The organism is Brevibacillus ginsengisoli (assembly GCF_050113715.1).
GTDB classification, from domain to species: domain Bacteria; phylum Bacillota; class Bacilli; order Brevibacillales; family Brevibacillaceae; genus Brevibacillus_H; species Brevibacillus_H ginsengisoli.
This window is the reverse complement of record NZ_JBNJQR010000011.1, coordinates 41,257-58,016: the sequence shown is the minus strand read 5'-3', so window position 1 is coordinate 58,016 and position 16,760 is coordinate 41,257. Positions and strand designations below refer to the sequence as shown.

Genomic DNA, 16,760 nt, shown 5'->3' with positions numbered 1-16,760 from the left:
CCTTGGTTAGTATAGAAAACGATTTTGAAACCGCATGCCATCAAAAGCAAGAATGCTTTCCTGACCCACTCGCTTGCCGATTCTCGCCATAAGACAATTGGCGGGATGTGAACAGATTTCCGGATCATCAGTCGCCATCCAAACCATTCCGACCGTCATCATTAATCTCTCCATCGCTTTGCGGTATTCCCACACGTCAAGCCCCGTTCCTTTTAGATCCCAATGCCAGTAATACTCGGTTGTGATGACAATATAATCCTCCATCACATCATCCAGAAAGGCGACACGAATCATTTCTTTGCCTACACTAGAGGCCCGTACCTTGGCACTTACTTCAATCGCGCCTAGCTCCAGAAGATCTTCCAGTTTGGCCTGTGACCAGCGTTCCAATGGATCGGGATGAAGGAAAGTCACATAACCCAGAACCAGATCATCTTCACGCGCCACAATAATTCGACCTTCAGGCAGCTCCGCAATTTCTACCAGTGCTCTATGCTGTTCTTCTGGTATGCGGAATGCCTTTAATCCCTCGTCGAATCTCATTGCTGCCAGATCGCTCGGGCTGACGGGACCTTCAATGATGAGGTTGTGCCCGTTCGCTGTCATATGCTTGGAAAAGAATTGCTTGGTGTGAATCATTTGTGCTGATTCACCTCGTCTTTCGTGATTTTATTCACTATTATACCTCATTTGGAAAGGATGGTAATTCAAGGAGAAGAAGGTTCAATAAGCTGTCATTATTTGTATGTTAGCATAACCGAAAGGAAAACGAATGGGGTTATTTAGTGAAGAAGGAGATGGAATCAACCATCTCCTTCTCAATCTGGGTGGGTCTGTATTGCGCGTGTGTTCGATTACTGCGCATGACTGCTGCTTACATCGTCCGAATGCTTGGATTCACCGTAGTTGTTCACGGCTGTCACGTAATACCAACCATTATTCTTATTGGTTTTGTGCGTAAAACTTGTGCCAGAAACGGTATCAAGCAGTGTAAAACCATTTGCCGGATCGGATGCGAAGTAAATATTGTAAAGCATTACTTGTTCTTGCTCAGGATTTTCATTCCATCTGAGTTTAAAGCCATTCTCCACTTTGCTGATGTGAATGCCAGCAGGAGCGGAAGGGCTGCCTACATGACTATTCGTTTCCGGCGGGTTGGAATCACCTGGATTGACCCCGGATGTTGGATCCGGATTGGATGATGGCTCTGGCGACTGACCTGGAGTTTGATTTGGCTCCAGTGGTGTTTGCCATTCGATTCCCGAAGTGGTGGCGGCAACCTTCGACGGAGCAGATTCATTTCCGGCGACATCAACAGCCGTTACATAATAACCGGCTGGTCCAGTTGGTGTATCAGTATAGGTAGTGGTACTTGGATCTTTTACTGTAGACAGCTTCATAAATAAACCGTCCGCTTTGGCACGGTAGATTCGATAGCCTAACAAATCTGGTTCTGACCCAGCTGACCAGCTTAGCGTAATCTGATTGTTGCTTTTGGTCAGGTTCACATTGCTAGGTGGGGCTGGTGTTCCGCTTACATCGGTTCGCGGATCTTCTTTGTCAGGAAGTCGTTGATCCCAATCGGAAGGACGAGTACCCGCTTTGCTGTTTTTGTTGCTGATTTCTTCTGGAGACAGCGCAAGAGGTTCTGGACTCTTGAAGAAAATTCCCTCGGAAACAAAATCTTCTGGTGTATTTTCTTTCGCTAAGTAGCGGAAGCCTTTGTATTCCACCACTTTGGCTTTTTTATGGGTATCGTCTACCTTGGTTGGAACGAATTCCTTATTGAACAAATCGGTGATGAGATGTCCGGATTCCTTGGACAGGTCACTAGGCAAGAGTCCAGATTTGCTGTCAACTGTCATACTAACGATACCGCTTGGCCTTTTGAAGGTGTCATTCACAGGCGATAGGGACGGGTTAAGCTTCAACACTTGCTTCATGACCTTGCCCCAGATTTCCATTGGCCGAGTCCCGGTGGATAGGGGATGAGGCTCATCATATCCCGACCATACACCCATGGACAGCTCTGGCGTATAACCGACAAACCAGAGATCGTTGGAACTATTGGTTGTCCCTGTTTTACCAGCTACGTCAACGCTCGATGGAATGTATTTGCGAATCGTCGTACCTGTACCGGAATTGACAACCGTACGCATCATATCGGTGATCAGATACGCGGTTTGTTCACTAAAAACAGGCTGCGGCTCAACCTGGTGTTGATAGACGACTTTACCTTGACTATCCACGATCCGATCGATCATATAGGCGTCAATAAAACTGCCGTGATTTGCGAATGTGGCATAGGCGTTGGTGATTTCTTCCGCCGTTAATCCGTAAGACAACCCGCCAATAACTCCTGTCGCCGCATGGTTGTCTTCCTCTTTAAGTGTGGTAATTCCCATTTTCTTTACATAATCGAGAGCAGTGGGAATCCCAACCTTGAGATATGTTTTGATAGCGGGTACGTTCCAAGACATGCGAAGCGCTTCACGGGCACTCATCATTCCATGGTACTTGTTATCCCAGTTAAGCGGTAAATGGGAACCTTTCTGCCCATCTGCCAACAGCACTGGAGAATCGTCAATTGGAGAACCAGGCTGCAACAGCCCCAATTCAAAAGCTGGCCCATACGCCGCGAGCGGCTTCATGGCAGAACCTGGCTGACGAGGAACGGTTGCATGGTTTGTCTGTTCCACACTAAAGTCACGGCCGCCAATCATGCCTAGAATCGCTCCGGTTTTATTCTGAATCAAGATACCGCCAACTTCTTCCAAAGCGTTCTCGATTCTTTCTGTTTTTCCATTTGAGCGACGGATGGTGTACGAGATGTTTTTCCCAAAATTCTTTGGATTAGAGGAGACCTCTTGCATAATCCGATCGACATCTTTATTGATGGTCGTATATATTTTATATCCATTACGGAAGAGCTGGCGGCGCTTGTCTTCAATCAGTTGTCGGTATTCATTGCGTCCGATGGTGGATTTATCCCGACCCTCTTGCGCTAACTGCTGATCCAAAAGGGCCTCTGCGGCGCGTTCCTCGATTTCCATCATCAGGAAGGGGTGTTCAGCATAGGCGCGTTGGCTTGGTTTGGCCAAGTCAGCTTTCAGATCGGAATTGAGCGCTTCATTATATTGGCTTTGGTTGATGTATTTATTTTCGAGCATGCGGTCAAGAACCATTTTTTGCCGTTCTTTTCCTCGACGGTAGCCATCTTTATTAAACGGATTATAAGCGCCTGGGTTTTGAATCAGACCGGCAATGTAGGATGATTCGGCAAGATTCAGATCTTTGACATCCTTGTCAAATATTCCTTTGGCCGCTGCTTGCACACCGTAAATATTGGAGTTGTTGGCGTTTTTTCCGAGGTAGATCTCGTTCATGTACGCTTCAAGAATTTGATCTTTGGAAAACATTCGTTCAATTCGCAGCGCGTAGAAAATTTCTTTGGCTTTGCGTTTGTGGCTTACTTCTGGTGAAAGAATCGTATTCTTAATGAGTTGCTGAGTGAGTGTACTGCCACCCGTTACGACGGATTGTTTGGTGAATTCCTGCAGGGCACCGCGAAGCGTGGACTGAAGCACAATTCCATTATGTTCATAAAAATAGCGGTCTTCTGTGGCGATAATGGCGTTGATTAAATATTGAGAAACCTCACTCTTCTTGACAAGGCGACGGTCACCTTCTTCAACACGCAATTGACCAATGAGTGAGCCGTCATTATAGTAGGCAAAACTTGTTAAGTAATTACTGAAAATTTTATTGGAGATCTCATCATAGCTGCGAACAGGCTCGTCTTTGACCAGGGCAGCCACATAACCGGCAACAGCCCCTCCCGCCATCAATATGCCCATGGAGCTCAGGAGCAATAAGAGCTGGAGCACGGTTAAGACGATGTGTTTCTTTCCTCGACGCCGTTTTTTTCGATTACTAGCTTTATCGGCTGAGGTCATATTTTTCTCCATATAAGTATGTCCCCCCTAGAATATGCCACCAATTATACCATATCGACACAGCGGACGATACCTGATAAGAAGGTCAGTCTTGCGGTGCGTTGACAATCTGCGGTGGATTGTGATAAGAATGTAGTAATATATCTTTACATGCAAACGTACGATGAAAGACTTTCAGTAGCTTGGAAAGAGGCTTGCTCAGAGAGCTGGTGGTCGGTGCAAACCAGTAGCCTGTCCAATGTGAATTACACGTCTGGAGTATTTCGGCGCAAAGCCGAACGGTGAATAGCCGTTATCTGACAGGAAGCGGGGAGAAAGCTTTGTTCTTTCTTCCAACTAGGGTGGTACCGCGAGCCAAAATCTCGTCCCTATCAGGGGATGGGATTTTTTTTATTTTCTGGCCTTATGAGCATTGAATTTATGGACAAGGAAAAAGGAGAGTATCCCATGCAAACAGGAGATCAAGTAACTGCAAAGCTAGTTCTTACAGATGCACAAAAACAAGAAGTGGACCGTCAGCTGCAAATTATTCGTCGCGGCGTTTCTGAGATTATTCCCGAAGAGGATCTGCGCAAAAAGCTGGAGCGCTATGTGACCCAAGGCACTCCGCTGCGTGTCAAACTCGGGTTGGATCCGTCTGCCCCTGATATTCACGTAGGACATACGGTTGTACTGCAAAAGCTGCGCCAATTCCAGGAGCTCGGACATATCGTGCAGCTCGTTATTGGTGACTTCACAGGCCGAATCGGGGATCCTACCGGTAAATCCGAGACCCGTAAGCAATTGACCGAGGAACAGGTAAAAGAGAATGCGAGAAGTTATGTCGAGCAGTTTGGCAAAGTATTGGACGCGAGCAAAATGGAGGTTAACTATAACTCTACCTGGCTTTCGCCGATGACCTTCGCTGATGTCGTGGAGCTGGCGGCCAAAACAACCGTTGCCCGCATGCTGGAGCGCGATGATTTCGAGAAGCGTTACTCCAACAATTTACCGATTTCCATTCATGAGTTCTTCTATCCGTTGATGCAGGGGTATGACTCCGTGGCGCTTCAAAGTGACGTGGAGCTAGGCGGAACTGACCAGAAGTTTAACCTGCTGATGGGACGTACGTTGCAAAAAGAGTTTGGGCAGGAGCAACAAGTCATCCTGACCATGCCGCTTCTTGAAGGCTTGGATGGCGTGCAAAAAATGTCCAAGAGTCTGGGCAACTACATTGGAATCAACGAAGCGCCGAATGAGATTTATGGGAAAACGATGTCAGTTCCAGATGAATTGATGCTTAAATACTATGAACTCGCTACAGATATTACGTTGGAAGAGTTGAAAACGTTACGAGAAGGTTTGGCTGACGGATCCGTTCACCCACGCGATGCCAAAATGAACCTCGCCAAGACGTTCGTACGCATGTTCCACGGCGAACAGGCTGCTGAAGAGGCTGAGAACCACTTCAAAACCGTGTTCCAACAACGCGCGTTGCCAACCGACATTCCTGAGGTAGCTGTGGATATGTCTTCTTATGAGAACGGAGAAGCCAATATCGTGAATCTTGTATTCGACTTGAAGCTGGCTGATTCCAAAGGGGAAGCACGCCGCATGGTGCAACAAGGCGCCGTGAAAGTAAACGAGGAAAAAGTAGCGGACATTAACGCTGCGGTAAAAGTGGAAGCGGGAATGGTTGTTCAGGTAGGAAAGCGGAAGTTTGCGAAGATCGTAAACTAAAGGGAGTTTTGCGAACTCACTATCATAAGCAAATGAAAACGGTCGGCTGAAAACAAGCGACCGTTTTTTTTATTTTATTTATTTGCGCTGCTTAATTTCGATATTGTCTTGTTATCTTGGTTTAATAACGTAAACTTGATGATTGAATAGTTTTCAGGGGTGTCGTCGGTTCCGGAGAGACCACTTCAGTAGACATAGGAGAAAGCGTGGGGAGCTTCCAATTCGTAGTGGCAACTAGAAGTTATAAGATTTCATCTTACTTGAATATACCTAGGTATAGACTGTAAATGGAGGGCTGTTTATGGCATTAGTTTCAATTTATACTGTTGGTAGACTAAATCACCCATATGACCACCCTGCATCTCGTGATTTTTATGAAATGGGATATAAAGTAATGCGTCAGGCATCTGTATCAGGACATCTTATAGAAGAGTTTTCATTAGATGGAGTGCCTTTCCCTGAAGAAGCTAAAGGGAAAGGTTACCCTGTTCTTACACTAACGGTCTGGGAAAGCCTTCATTCCTTATATCGTTTTACCTATTCAGGGATGCACAGCAAAGCGTTGCGAAATAGGAGCAGATGGATGGAGCCTTATCAAGAGAAACATTTTTCATATGTAGTGTGGTGGACAGAGAAGGTGAAGGATGTCTCATGGGAGGAAGCTTTTAAGAGATACAACTATTATATTCAACATGGACCCACTCCTTTTGCGTTTGACTTTAAGCACGCGTTTGATGAAAGAGGGGACGCGTGTTTGCTAAAGTAGAAGGGTGGTCTCTTGTTAACCTTTAGAAAGCGGGATACATTTATATGAAGAGTGGGGATTGCTGCGGCAATCTCTTTTTTATTTAGCTAACAGGCAGGTTAACTCCTAGGATTCTCCGGTTGCACGTTGATCGGCTGCTTCCGTACGAATCTGTGCGGTAGCAGGTATTTTAGTCTCTTTCTGTTTTAAGCCAAACATATTCGTCTGACTGTAAACTGTACCAATAATAACAAAGAGTGCGCCGATATAATGAAAGTTGGTTATTGTTTCACCAAGAAAAATGGCAGATAACATATATCCGAAAATAGGTGTTAGAAATAAAAAATTATTTGCTCTGACAGGGTCTTCTTTCAATAAGGAGAACCAAAGCAACATCGCAATAATTGAAACAACAATCACCTGCCAGAAAAGCCCAAATACAAAGTAGAAATCGAGATGGAAGTAGTAATCAGGTTCCAATAAAAACGAAAGCGGCATAGCCATTGCACTACCTAAAATAATCTGCCAGGTGTTTACTACAATTCCGGGCAATCTCATTTGTATTTTACTAAAGTAAATGCTTCCGATCCCCATTGAAAAAACACCAATTCCCAATGTAATGAAACCGAATAACGTTCCATTCATATCGTTTAGATAAGGATATAGGGCAATTCCTAGGCCTAACGCGGAGAGACACATTCCCACCAACTCATTTCTTTTGATGGTTCTGTTTAAAAATATGGAGGAAAGAAAGGCAACAATAAACGGATTGAAAGTGAGCAATAAATTAAAAATGCTTGAATCTACATGGTGAAGGGATAAGAAACAGCATCCCACATAAATAGTCGAATTAAGTAATCCTAGAATTATTAGATTTACCCATTCTTTCCCTTTTGGAAAAGGATACTTTTTGTTAGCGATATACACGATTGCAAATAGTATAATCCCTGCAAAAAACAATCTTGTTGAAGCGAAAAGTAGTGGACTTGAAGAGACTAAACCTATTTTTGTAGCAATTGCTGCAGTAGCCCAAATAAACGCATAAAGGATTCCGGTCGTTGTTCTCAATGTAATCACAACCTTTAGAATAAGTCTTACATCGAGTATATGAGCTTGAAAACAATTAATAAAATTGATATTTTGAATAAAAACCATCATCTTTTTAGATGGATGTGAGGGGGAGCGGATCTTTGTGGAAATTCGGCATTTGGTTACCTTTATTGCGATCGTTGAGTTAGGCGGGTTCACCAAAGCCGCAAATCATCTTGGCTATGCTCAATCAACCATTACTTCTCATATAAAGTCTTTGGAAATGGAACTAGGCCGCCCTTTATTTGATCGAATAGGAAAACAGGTAATTTTAACGGAAGTTGGAAAAAAGCTGATGCCTCACGCCAAAAAGATGTTAGAAATTTATGACGGCATTAAAGAGGTAACTTCAATGGAAGGTGAAATTTCAGGTCATATCACCATAACGATTGCAGAATACTTATTACTCTATCGTTTTCCACCAATTTTTGAAGAATTTAAACGAAAATACCCTCATGTAAGTATAGAATGGCACCACGTCGATCCTTTAACATTTCAGGAAGAACTTTCAAATGGAAGTACAGATCTTGTCTTCATGTTAGGAAAACAAGTGAAGAATTCGAACATTTATTGTGAAACGATAGTAGAAGAGCAAATGATGTTTTTATATCCCAATGATTTCAATATCAACAATCAATTGGATTTGAAAAAGAGCAGTTTGCTTGTTACAAATAAAGGTTGCAGTTATCGTACTCTTCTGGAACAGTTTGTAGAAAAATCCAACATAGGAATTCAAAGCAGCATTGAATTCTGGAGTATCGAGTCAGTAAAACAATCAATTATAAGTGGCCTAGGAGTCTCGATATTGCCACGGATAACTGTAGAGAAAGAGTTACGTGATCATAAGTTAATAGGAGAGGTGTATGAAGAAACGCTTTCTACATTTATGTTGTACCCCAGAAACAAGTGGCTATCGCCTGCAGTAACCGAGTTTATTCATATCGTTAGAAAAAACGCGCAATTCTGGTAATATAGAGTTTGGTTACTCCTCTTTTTCTGTCTGTTAAACACTATGGATTGAAGACAACATTGTTTCTAAGTGCTATCTTCGGCATTATGAATGTAATCCTTTTCACTTTAGAGGATATTATTTTTTTCATCATGGGGAAAAACGGATTGGAAAACTATTTCGAACAAAGGCGCTCGATTACAGATAGAAACAGATGTGATAATGCTCCTGCTTGACTTTTGTATAGGCAACTCGGATTTAAGTTAGTAGAAGGTAAGGGGGTGCATCATGGAGGATTGGTATAAGATCATTCATGACCCAAGTAAAAATATATTTCAGAAACTAGAAGAACAAGTAGATGTTTGAGAGGTCTCCACTCAATAATCAAAAAAGATAACTTTCTTATTCAAAAAAATTTGTGGTTAATGTTCCTTTAAAAAATCGATAGTTTTAGTAAAAAGAGGTATTCAAGATCGAAAAAGCACGTTCTTGAATACCTCTTAACGATAAGAACCTCGTAACACAAAAACAACCGGTTTTCCCTCACTTTAAAGGGCTGGCACTAAACTGAAGTAATTCGATACAAAATCATGGCGAACACCTTCGTCGATTGCCCAGCTTACGAGCAGAGGTTTTGGGTTGGTGACAGTTTATTGTTTAGCACGTAGTGCATGAGGAACGTAAACGCAAAATGGCTCCGATTCCATATAATCGCCAGTGGCTCCGTATGCTCTTGAACGAGAGCCCCCACAAACATCTCTATATTCACAGATGCCGCATTTCCCTTTATATTTGTCAGGACTGCGTAGATCTTTTAAGATCGGACTGTTGCGATAAATATCGCGCAGTCTTTCTTCTCTCACATTCCCTACGACTAGCGGTAAAAATCCACTCGGCATGACTTCCCCTGTGTGCGATACAAAGATAAAGCCAACGCCGTCGTTAACACTTTTGGGGGCGCGTTTCAGTCCATCGATGAACGAAGCCATATCTTTTGTTTTTGTATCTTCAAACGAGATGGTGTTTGCATCAACGAGGTTTTCACGCAGCTTTTGTTGGTACACAACTCTGCGAAAATGTTGCCCTGCCGTTGTCTTAATATCAAAAGGTGCGGTTTTGCTAAGCTCATATAACCAACAGAACAATTCTTCGTGCTCCGCTGGAGAAATGCAATCCTTCATCTCGGCGCGACCTACAGGAACCATGAGTAAAATGTACCAAACGGACGTTTTCAATTCTTTCATTAATTCAGCCATCTGTTCTAAATATTGATAGTTATTTGCATTAATACACGTATTAATTTGATGGGAAATACCGATTTTGTTCAAATATTTGATTTTCTCAATGGTCATATCAAACGTGCCTTCAATTCCTCGAAAGGCATCGTGAATCTCGGCATTATGTCCGTCGATACTGAAGCTCCAACGAGAAATGCCAACTTCCTTTGCCTTATCCATTCTCGCTTCCGTTACCTCTGGCGTTGCGCTTGGGCTCATAGATATACGCATGCCTTTCTTGATCCCATACTCGGCAAGCTCGAATAAATCCTTTCGCAGCATGCAATCGCCGCCTGTGAATACGACCATCGGATTGCCCATTTCGTAGATTTCATCAAGAAGCGCGATCCCTTCTTCGTGAGTCAATTCGTTAGGATCCGCCACATATTGCGCATCAGCGCGACAATGTATGCACTTGAGCCCACAAGCGCGGGTCGTTTCCCAAATCACGATAAAAGGATTTTCATTAAAATCAATAGATCCTGCATGTGAACCTGGGTGCGATTTTGGATTTCCATCTCTATGTGGATGCATATTCTAGCCTCGACTTTACTTTTTTAGCTCATTATAGCTTAACTATCTTAAAAATTGGACGTAATATATGTTACAAATTTGATACAACCCAAATATGAAGGAAATCAACATCTGTACAAGGGAAGGCCTTGAGTTGGCTATCGTTGGGAAACTAAGCACACTGTGTCTGTGTACTTGGTAGTACTGGAAAAGTAATTAAACTAACGGTGATCAAGAGTTAGATAAACAAAATCCAATATCCCTAAAGAAAGGGAACAAAAAAAAGCATCCACCCTAAGGTGAATGCTTTTTTCATTATTAACGGCTGTAGAACTCAACGATAAGAACTTCGTTGATTTCAGCAGGCATTTCTTCGCGGTCTGGCAAGCGAGTGAAAGTACCTTCCATTGTGCTGTCGTTGAACGTGATGTAGTTTGGAAGGAAGTTGCGCGCTTCCAAAGATTCTTTCACGAGGGACAGGTTGCGGGATTTCTCACGCAAAGTGATCACGTCGCCTGGTTGTACGCGGTAAGAAGGAATATCTACGCGTTTACCGTTCACGAGGAAGTGACCATGGTTAACCAATTGACGAGCAGCTGGGCGAGTTGGAGCAAAGCCCATACGATATACCACGTTATCTAAACGGGATTCGAGCAATTTCATGAAGTTTTCGCCAAGTACGCCGGACATTTTGGAAGCAAGGTCGAAAGTGCGACGGAATTGCTTCTCGTTAACACCGAACATATGACGCAATTTTTGTTTTTCTTGCAACTGAACACCGTATTCGCTCATTTTGCGACGGCTTTGTCCGTGTTGTCCTGGTGGAAAGTTGCGTTTAATGTCTTTTCCTGTACCGTCCAAAGAAATTCCAAGACGGCGAGCCAATTTGTGGCGAGGTCCTGTGTAACGTGCCATGTGTTTTCAGTCTCCTTTAATTTGGGATTCGCAGGTGTTTACTTCCGAAAGACTAGTCTCATCTTTACCTACACGAACTTCAGACGGTAGCGTTTCTGCATCGTGCTCCGTTGTAAAAGGTTACTCAGCCGCAATTTACAAGGGATGGGACTAAGAGGGTCATCTTCCGTTTTTACCTACAATCAATGCTACCCTGCACACATACACTCAATAATATCGTGTACATGCTAGATAAGTCAAGAGACTGTTTTAACAGCATAGTGATCAGTAACGATAATTAGGATCTTTTGCTTCGTTCATTTCTCTTCTTTTATCAAGGAAGCGATAGAAAGAGACAGCTGCGTCGGCACGGGAGACGGAGGCTTTTGGTTTGAACTTACCTTTTGTTCCGCTCATAATTCCAAGCTCATCGATAATCGCGATCGAGCCCCGAACCTTGGAGTCGGCCACATCGGTGAGCGTTGTAGTGAACAGCGAAGTGTGAGACGCCAACTTTTTGTAGCCTAATGATCTTACTAACAGATCAGCCAGTTCTTCACGCGTGATTTTTTCGTCCGGTTTCAGTGAGCCGTTGGACTTGTCGAGAATCCCCATATTGACAGCTGTCTCAATCGAAGCGAAATACCGGGAGCCATTCCCCACGTCGTCAAAAGAAGCTTTACGAGAGGAGAGCCAATACGGATTATCGCGGCCTTGATTTAAGGCGATCACGAGCATATCAATCATCTCGCCGCGGGTGATGGGGCGATCCGGCATAATTTTGCCATCAATTAAAGAAATCGCATCATACTCATAAAGTAAGCCTAATTCAGTGGCAGCAGGATGGTTCTTCAAATCGGATGGCACTGGACGATGCAGAATAATCGATTTACCGTTGGATTGATTCTTCCAATCGCCCACTACCGCATCGTATAGATATGGTTGTTCAGAAGGTGTGGAAGTCATACGGTACACGAGTGTTGCTGTTCGCTCAGGAATGGTTCCTGTTGGGATGGATTGCTCAAGAACAGGTGGCAACACGTAGAGAAGGTTAGTTTCACTTTCTTTTAAATAAGCGGAGATTGCGTCAGAACCTGAATGATGATTAGGAACTTTCGTCGGATAGGTTTCATTTCCAGTCGAAAGGTAATAAGAGACAATTTCTCCTGTTTTGGTATCGAGGGTTACATAGGCGTCTCCAGAAGCGGCCGCAATTCCTTGAACCATCCGTTTGAAATTGAAGGACATTCGCCCTTGTTCCATCTGAGTCTTGTAATCGTCAATATTAGGAACGGCAAACAAGCTGGAAGCTAGAGTAGGTGAATACTGGCGAATAAATTGGATGGCTTTGTCCCTTCCTTGCTCTTGCGTGAACGCGGGTTTCTCCTTGGTTGGAGTCGGATAGCCACTATCTGTATTGTAATTTAGGACATCACCCGTTTTGGCGTCGAGCGAGACATTGACAAATCGCTTGGTTGGGGCTTTGTCTTTTCTTTCAAAATTAATATCCCAGACCGGTCGATTGCCGCGATAATCATTTTCGCTATAATTGGCACTTTGCACATTATAATCGGACAGGCCAAATAATTTGCTGGCAAAGGCGCTAGCCGCATCTTGATCTAATGAATTGCCGGAATGAAGCGGTGCCAGTGACTTATCGCTTACGGGAACAGAGATTTCATTCGGCTTGAATTCATTTAGTCCCATCGTTAACGGTTTGCCGGTTAAGGCATCCACATAGAAGCTGGTAAACGGATTAGGATACACCAACAGTGGTTGGTTATTCTCTCCGGAGCGTCCTTTTTCCCATGGGAGCACGAAGCTTAGTTGCGCATTTGCATTTTTCTTAAAGGCTTCAATCGCGGCATTGGGGGAGATTGGTTTTTGCTTTTCAAATTTTATTTTATCGTTCCAGTTATATTGATAGTTGATGATCCTTCCGTTCCCGTCAATAGAGATGTCGATGCCGTTATCAAGGAAAGGAACATCATTTACCATTCGAACGTATCGGAAGTAGTGAATGACATTGGTTCCCAACGGTGTCTTAGGAGTAGGAGTGTCTTTGGTGTATAATTGAACTTCCTTCGCACGTTCGGGGGCCATCTTGGAGACGAAGCTTTGGGCAATCTTCTCGGCGGCGTCTCGGCTTATGGCTTTGGAAACCGGCTTGGATTTTTCGGGTGAATAGGAAGAGTAGGAAGTTAATTCACCGGTATCTGCTTGGATCGCGATGTAGATCGATGGTTGACCCGCTTCAGGATTCACGCTTTTTTTCACCCAATTAAATGACCACTCTGGAAAAGGACGCCAGACGTCAGCTGCTCGAAAGGAAGTATTCTCAATCGTATAATCATCTGAAATCGAGAAGTATTTTTTTGCTTGGGCGATTGCTTGTTCCTTGGAAAACTTGGCGTTAGATTGAGCTGCAGCCGCAATCGCCATAGGCTTCCCTGCGGAAGAAGTATAGGCGTTAGCCAATGCAGGCGTAAACGGGAATAATAGAGAAGTCGATAATACCAATAAACATGAGCGTGTAATAATACGCTTCATAATGTTACCTCCTTTGATAATTCTTAGCTATTCTTTCAGACGTATAAGGATTTCAAACGTTTCACGATTGATGAAGATTTAAAATAGAAAGGAAATAGCAAACAGCAAAGCAAAGTTTATAGCATGATGGACGTCTATCCTATATAATAGAAAATGAATGGCTTAGATAGGGGTCGGAAGGAGTAAGTAATGGAAACGATTCTTTATTTCATTCGACACGGAGAAACAGACTGGAATAAACTTCGCAGAATTCAAGGACATAGTGATATTGAGCTTAACTCACTTGGAGAAGAGCAGGCGGAGCGCCTTGCTGCTCATATTGCCAATCATCCGATTACTGCCGTATATTCAAGCGATTTGAAACGGGCGCGGTGCACGGCGCAAAAACTGGCCGATCTTGTGGGAGTGCCGCTTCAGACGCTGGAAACTCTGCGAGAACGTAACTATGGCGAATGGGAAGGACTCACGATGGAAGAGATCCAAACCCAATTTTCTTACCTCGCCACTGATCTGACTGTATACGGAATCGAGGCATTCGAGGCGATGCAGAAACGGGCTCATCAATGCTTGTCAGACTTGGCTCTAAATCATCCGAATCAAACGATTGCCGCTGTAAGTCACGGTGGTTTGATTAATGCGTTTCTTCATTATGTAACCCTAGGAGAACAAGGAACGGGCATTACCCGGATTGATAATACAGGAACAAGTGTTTTCCGCTATCGCGGCGGATTTTGGGAAGTGGTTTCGATTAATGCAATCGATCACCTATGATCATGAGACCAGAAGGAAGAGAAGAGGGAGTTCGTGGTGAACAATCGGCAGATGTTGGGTAAATTAGAGACAGTATTCATGTATATGACCCACTTTTTTTTGTCCTCATGGCCAGAAGATCGCCCGGGTATTCTCTTCTTAACAGATGGAACAGGTCGTCTTATCAAGACTCTTCCATTGCAGGCGGGTCAAACATGGAATTCGGATTTAGACAATTCCAATTCAATAACGAAGCATCCAGTTCTCCAACAGGCGATTTCTACCCGGGAAATTAGCGTGGGAGACGATTGTATAGCGGAACAATCGGTTGTCTTCGCTGCGATTCCGATCAAAGAACGAGGTGAACATACTCGTGCAATCATCGGTTTGCTTGCGCCCAAAGAAGTAGTTGATTTTGATCTGCTCTCCTTTGCAAAAGGGATTACTCCGCTTATTGCGATGGGATACGACGCGTACATTCAACATGCGACAGGTGACATTCTCATGAAGGCGAATCGATATGATCGCATGCAGAACTTCATGCAATGCGTGATCGACCAGCTCAGTGAAATCATCGATAAGGGAACTTGTCATGCGGTTCGTCTAGACGAAGCTGGGATGCTCGTCCCTCATGAGCGAATTACGGCGAACAATTTGGCTGAAAATGAGATTCACTTGACGCAATTGATTCAAAGATTTGCCCTTCAGCGGATAGAGCCGACAGTAACAGATGAAGATCAATTAGTGATTTTTCCAATTTATTGTGAAGGAAAGCCATTGGTTGCTATGTTTTTGCAGATCGTGCAACCAGATGGCAAGACTTACTATGACGAGCGAGATGTCGCCTTTTTACAAGAGGTTGGAGAAAAAATCTCGTATGCGCTGTTACGAGCCATTACTTCCGATCAGATAAGGCGGGAAGCGCAAAAAAAGGATCTTTTGTATGAATTAACCAAAAAAATTCAAGCTTCCATCGATGTGAATGATGTGTTGGAAGAAATTATCAGAAGTATTCACCAACTATATTCTTTCTTTGAAGTGGAGCTTTATTTAACTGTAGATACGAATACAACACTGCCTGTTAAACAGCTTTCGTTCCAAACAGGAGAAAATGATTTCAGTAGTCGCGCTTATCTGGAAGGCACGCTCGTCGTAGGAAAACAACAAGTGAATAACCAAACGACGACGGTGATCGCCGCTCCGTTGCTGGGGAAACAAGGCATTTACGGAGTGCTTGAACTGACGGCAACTGAGATCGTGAATATGTCATCCAATGAAACGGACTATATCTCGATTTTGGCAGAAACAGCTGGAACCGCTTTTGAGAACGCTCAGCTTTATCAGCAGTCACGTAACCTCATCCGTGAGCTGCGATTGATTAATGAGATGGCTCAACAGCTAAACCGCAGTTTGAATCTGAAGGATATTCTTCAATTTGTTACCGAGATGCTGCTCGAAACATTTGAAGCGGAATACAGCGCCATCTTGCAAAAAAGACAGGACGAAGATCATCTGGTGGTTTTGTCATCTTCTAACAAAGAGCATACCGGCAAATGGATTGACTCAGGTGAACGTCCAATCGCTGATATTTTGCAGGACAAGCAAGCGGTGATCTTGGCGCATTCAAGTACCGAGATTATGCCGTTCTCGCTCATCCCGTTTTCTTCATTCATGGGTGTACCGCTCTTGCGCGAGGGAGAGGTTGCCGGTGTCCTGCTCGTGGCAGATTCAAGACGTCATTATTTTAGTTTCGACGATTTTAAATTACTGGAGATTTTTGGACAGCATACGAGTCTCGCCATTACAAACGCCATGCTGCATAGTGAAGTGGAGCGTATGGTCATCACCGATAATCTGACGGGATTGTACGCGCGCCGCTACCTGAATGAACGCGTGAAGCGTTCGCTGGAAATGGACGCGTTCGGGTCGCTTATTCTAATTGATATCGATTACTTCAAGAAGGTGAATGATACATACGGTCATCAGGTTGGCGACGAAGTGTTGATTCAAGTGTCTCAGCTGATCAGACAATGCATCCGCGAGTCTGATATTGCCGCTCGTTGGGGTGGGGAAGAATTAGCCATTTACCTACCTAGAATTGACCAAACGTTTGCAACTAATATCGCCGAGAGAATCCGCTCACAGGTAGAGGGAATGACAAGTCCGATGGTGACCATTTCAGTTGGTGTAGCGAAATGGGAGAAAGGGAAATCTACTGATTTAAGTGTAGAAACTCTGTTCAACCATGCTGACATGGCCTTGTATGAAGCGAAGAATAATGGACGCAATCAAGTGATTGTTGCGTCGAATTAAACAAA

General features: G+C 43.8%; 11 protein-coding genes and 1 other annotated feature. Of the genes, 5 read left to right on the top strand and 6 right to left on the bottom strand.

The window, feature by feature from the left end:
- Window positions 1-6 precede the first annotated feature (6 nt).
- Window positions 7-639: an N-acetyltransferase gene (locus ACQCN2_RS20170; RefSeq protein ID WP_426930753.1), complete on the bottom strand. Its 633-nt coding sequence runs from the start codon at window positions 637-639 to the stop codon at window positions 7-9.
- A 215-nt stretch (window positions 640-854) separates the two neighbouring features.
- Entirely contained in the window at window positions 855-3,968 is a 3,114-nt protein-coding gene (locus ACQCN2_RS20165; protein WP_426930752.1) for a transglycosylase domain-containing protein, read from the bottom strand.
- Between the two features lie 142 nt (window positions 3,969-4,110).
- Window positions 4,111-4,329: a binding site (T-box leader), on the top strand.
- Window positions 4,330-4,403: 74 nt separating this feature from the next.
- Here ACQCN2_RS20165 and tyrS point away from each other — a divergent pair.
- Together tyrS and ACQCN2_RS20155 are read left to right on the top strand one after the other, a co-directional pair.
- Complete coding sequence (gene tyrS, locus ACQCN2_RS20160) at window positions 4,404-5,675, top strand: tyrosine--tRNA ligase (RefSeq protein WP_426930751.1); 1,272 nt, start codon at window positions 4,404-4,406, stop codon at window positions 5,673-5,675.
- Between the two features lie 301 nt (window positions 5,676-5,976).
- Entirely contained in the window at window positions 5,977-6,441 is a 465-nt protein-coding gene (locus tag ACQCN2_RS20155) for a DUF3291 domain-containing protein (protein WP_426930750.1), read from the top strand.
- A 105-nt stretch (window positions 6,442-6,546) separates the two neighbouring features.
- Here the strand turns inward: ACQCN2_RS20155 and ACQCN2_RS20150 are convergent, their stop codons facing one another.
- Entirely contained in the window at window positions 6,547-7,497 is a 951-nt protein-coding gene (locus ACQCN2_RS20150) for a DMT family transporter (protein ID WP_426930749.1), read from the bottom strand.
- Window positions 7,498-7,612: 115 nt separating this feature from the next.
- On the opposite strand from ACQCN2_RS20150, the gene ACQCN2_RS20145 reads away from it, so the two are divergent.
- Window positions 7,613-8,479 carry a LysR family transcriptional regulator gene (locus tag ACQCN2_RS20145; RefSeq protein ID WP_426930748.1) on the top strand — a complete coding sequence of 289 codons (867 nt, stop codon included), beginning with the start codon at window positions 7,613-7,615 and terminating at the stop codon, window positions 8,477-8,479.
- A gap of 629 nt (window positions 8,480-9,108) precedes the next feature.
- Here the strand turns inward: ACQCN2_RS20145 and ACQCN2_RS20140 are convergent.
- From ACQCN2_RS20140 to ACQCN2_RS20130, 3 genes are all read right to left on the bottom strand, one after another.
- The gene (locus ACQCN2_RS20140) at window positions 9,109-10,269 is read right to left on the bottom strand and encodes a TIGR04053 family radical SAM/SPASM domain-containing protein (RefSeq protein ID WP_426930747.1); all 1,161 of its coding nucleotides are present in this window, start codon (window positions 10,267-10,269) and stop codon (window positions 9,109-9,111) included.
- A 297-nt stretch (window positions 10,270-10,566) separates the two neighbouring features.
- Window positions 10,567-11,163 carry a 30S ribosomal protein S4 gene (rpsD, locus tag ACQCN2_RS20135; RefSeq protein WP_426930746.1) on the bottom strand — a complete coding sequence of 199 codons (597 nt, stop codon included), beginning with the start codon at window positions 11,161-11,163 and terminating at the stop codon, window positions 10,567-10,569.
- 264 nt (window positions 11,164-11,427) lie between these two features.
- On the bottom strand, window positions 11,428-13,692 hold the full coding sequence (locus ACQCN2_RS20130) for a YcdB/YcdC domain-containing protein (RefSeq protein WP_426930745.1): 2,265 nt from the start codon (window positions 13,690-13,692) through the stop codon (window positions 11,428-11,430).
- Window positions 13,693-13,881: 189 nt separating this feature from the next.
- On the opposite strand from ACQCN2_RS20130, the gene ACQCN2_RS20125 reads away from it, so the two are divergent.
- Window positions 13,882-14,463, top strand: a complete 582-nt coding sequence (locus tag ACQCN2_RS20125) for a histidine phosphatase family protein (RefSeq protein WP_426930744.1) — start codon at window positions 13,882-13,884, stop codon at window positions 14,461-14,463.
- A 33-nt stretch (window positions 14,464-14,496) separates the two neighbouring features.
- Entirely contained in the window at window positions 14,497-16,755 is a 2,259-nt protein-coding gene (locus ACQCN2_RS20120; protein ID WP_426930743.1) for a diguanylate cyclase domain-containing protein, read from the top strand.
- Window positions 16,756-16,760 lie beyond the last annotated feature (5 nt).

Bases quoted from the DNA above. Each gene is read 5' to 3' on its own strand.
- ACQCN2_RS20155 (WP_426930750.1), top strand. From the start codon at position 5,977: ATGGCATTAGTTTCAATTTATACTGTTGGTAGACTAAATCACCCATAT.
- rpsD (WP_426930746.1), bottom strand. From the start codon at position 11,163: ATGGCACGTTACACAGGACCTCGCCACAAATTGGCTCGCCGTCTTGGA.
- ACQCN2_RS20165 (WP_426930752.1), bottom strand. From the start codon at position 3,968: ATGGAGAAAAATATGACCTCAGCCGATAAAGCTAGTAATCGAAAAAAA.
- ACQCN2_RS20130 (WP_426930745.1), bottom strand. From the start codon at position 13,692: ATGAAGCGTATTATTACACGCTCATGTTTATTGGTATTATCGACTTCT.
- ACQCN2_RS20170 (WP_426930753.1), bottom strand. From the start codon at position 639: ATGATTCACACCAAGCAATTCTTTTCCAAGCATATGACAGCGAACGGG.
- ACQCN2_RS20125 (WP_426930744.1), top strand. From the start codon at position 13,882: ATGGAAACGATTCTTTATTTCATTCGACACGGAGAAACAGACTGGAAT.
- tyrS (WP_426930751.1), top strand. From the start codon at position 4,404: ATGCAAACAGGAGATCAAGTAACTGCAAAGCTAGTTCTTACAGATGCA.
- ACQCN2_RS20140 (WP_426930747.1), bottom strand. From the start codon at position 10,269: ATGCATCCACATAGAGATGGAAATCCAAAATCGCACCCAGGTTCACAT.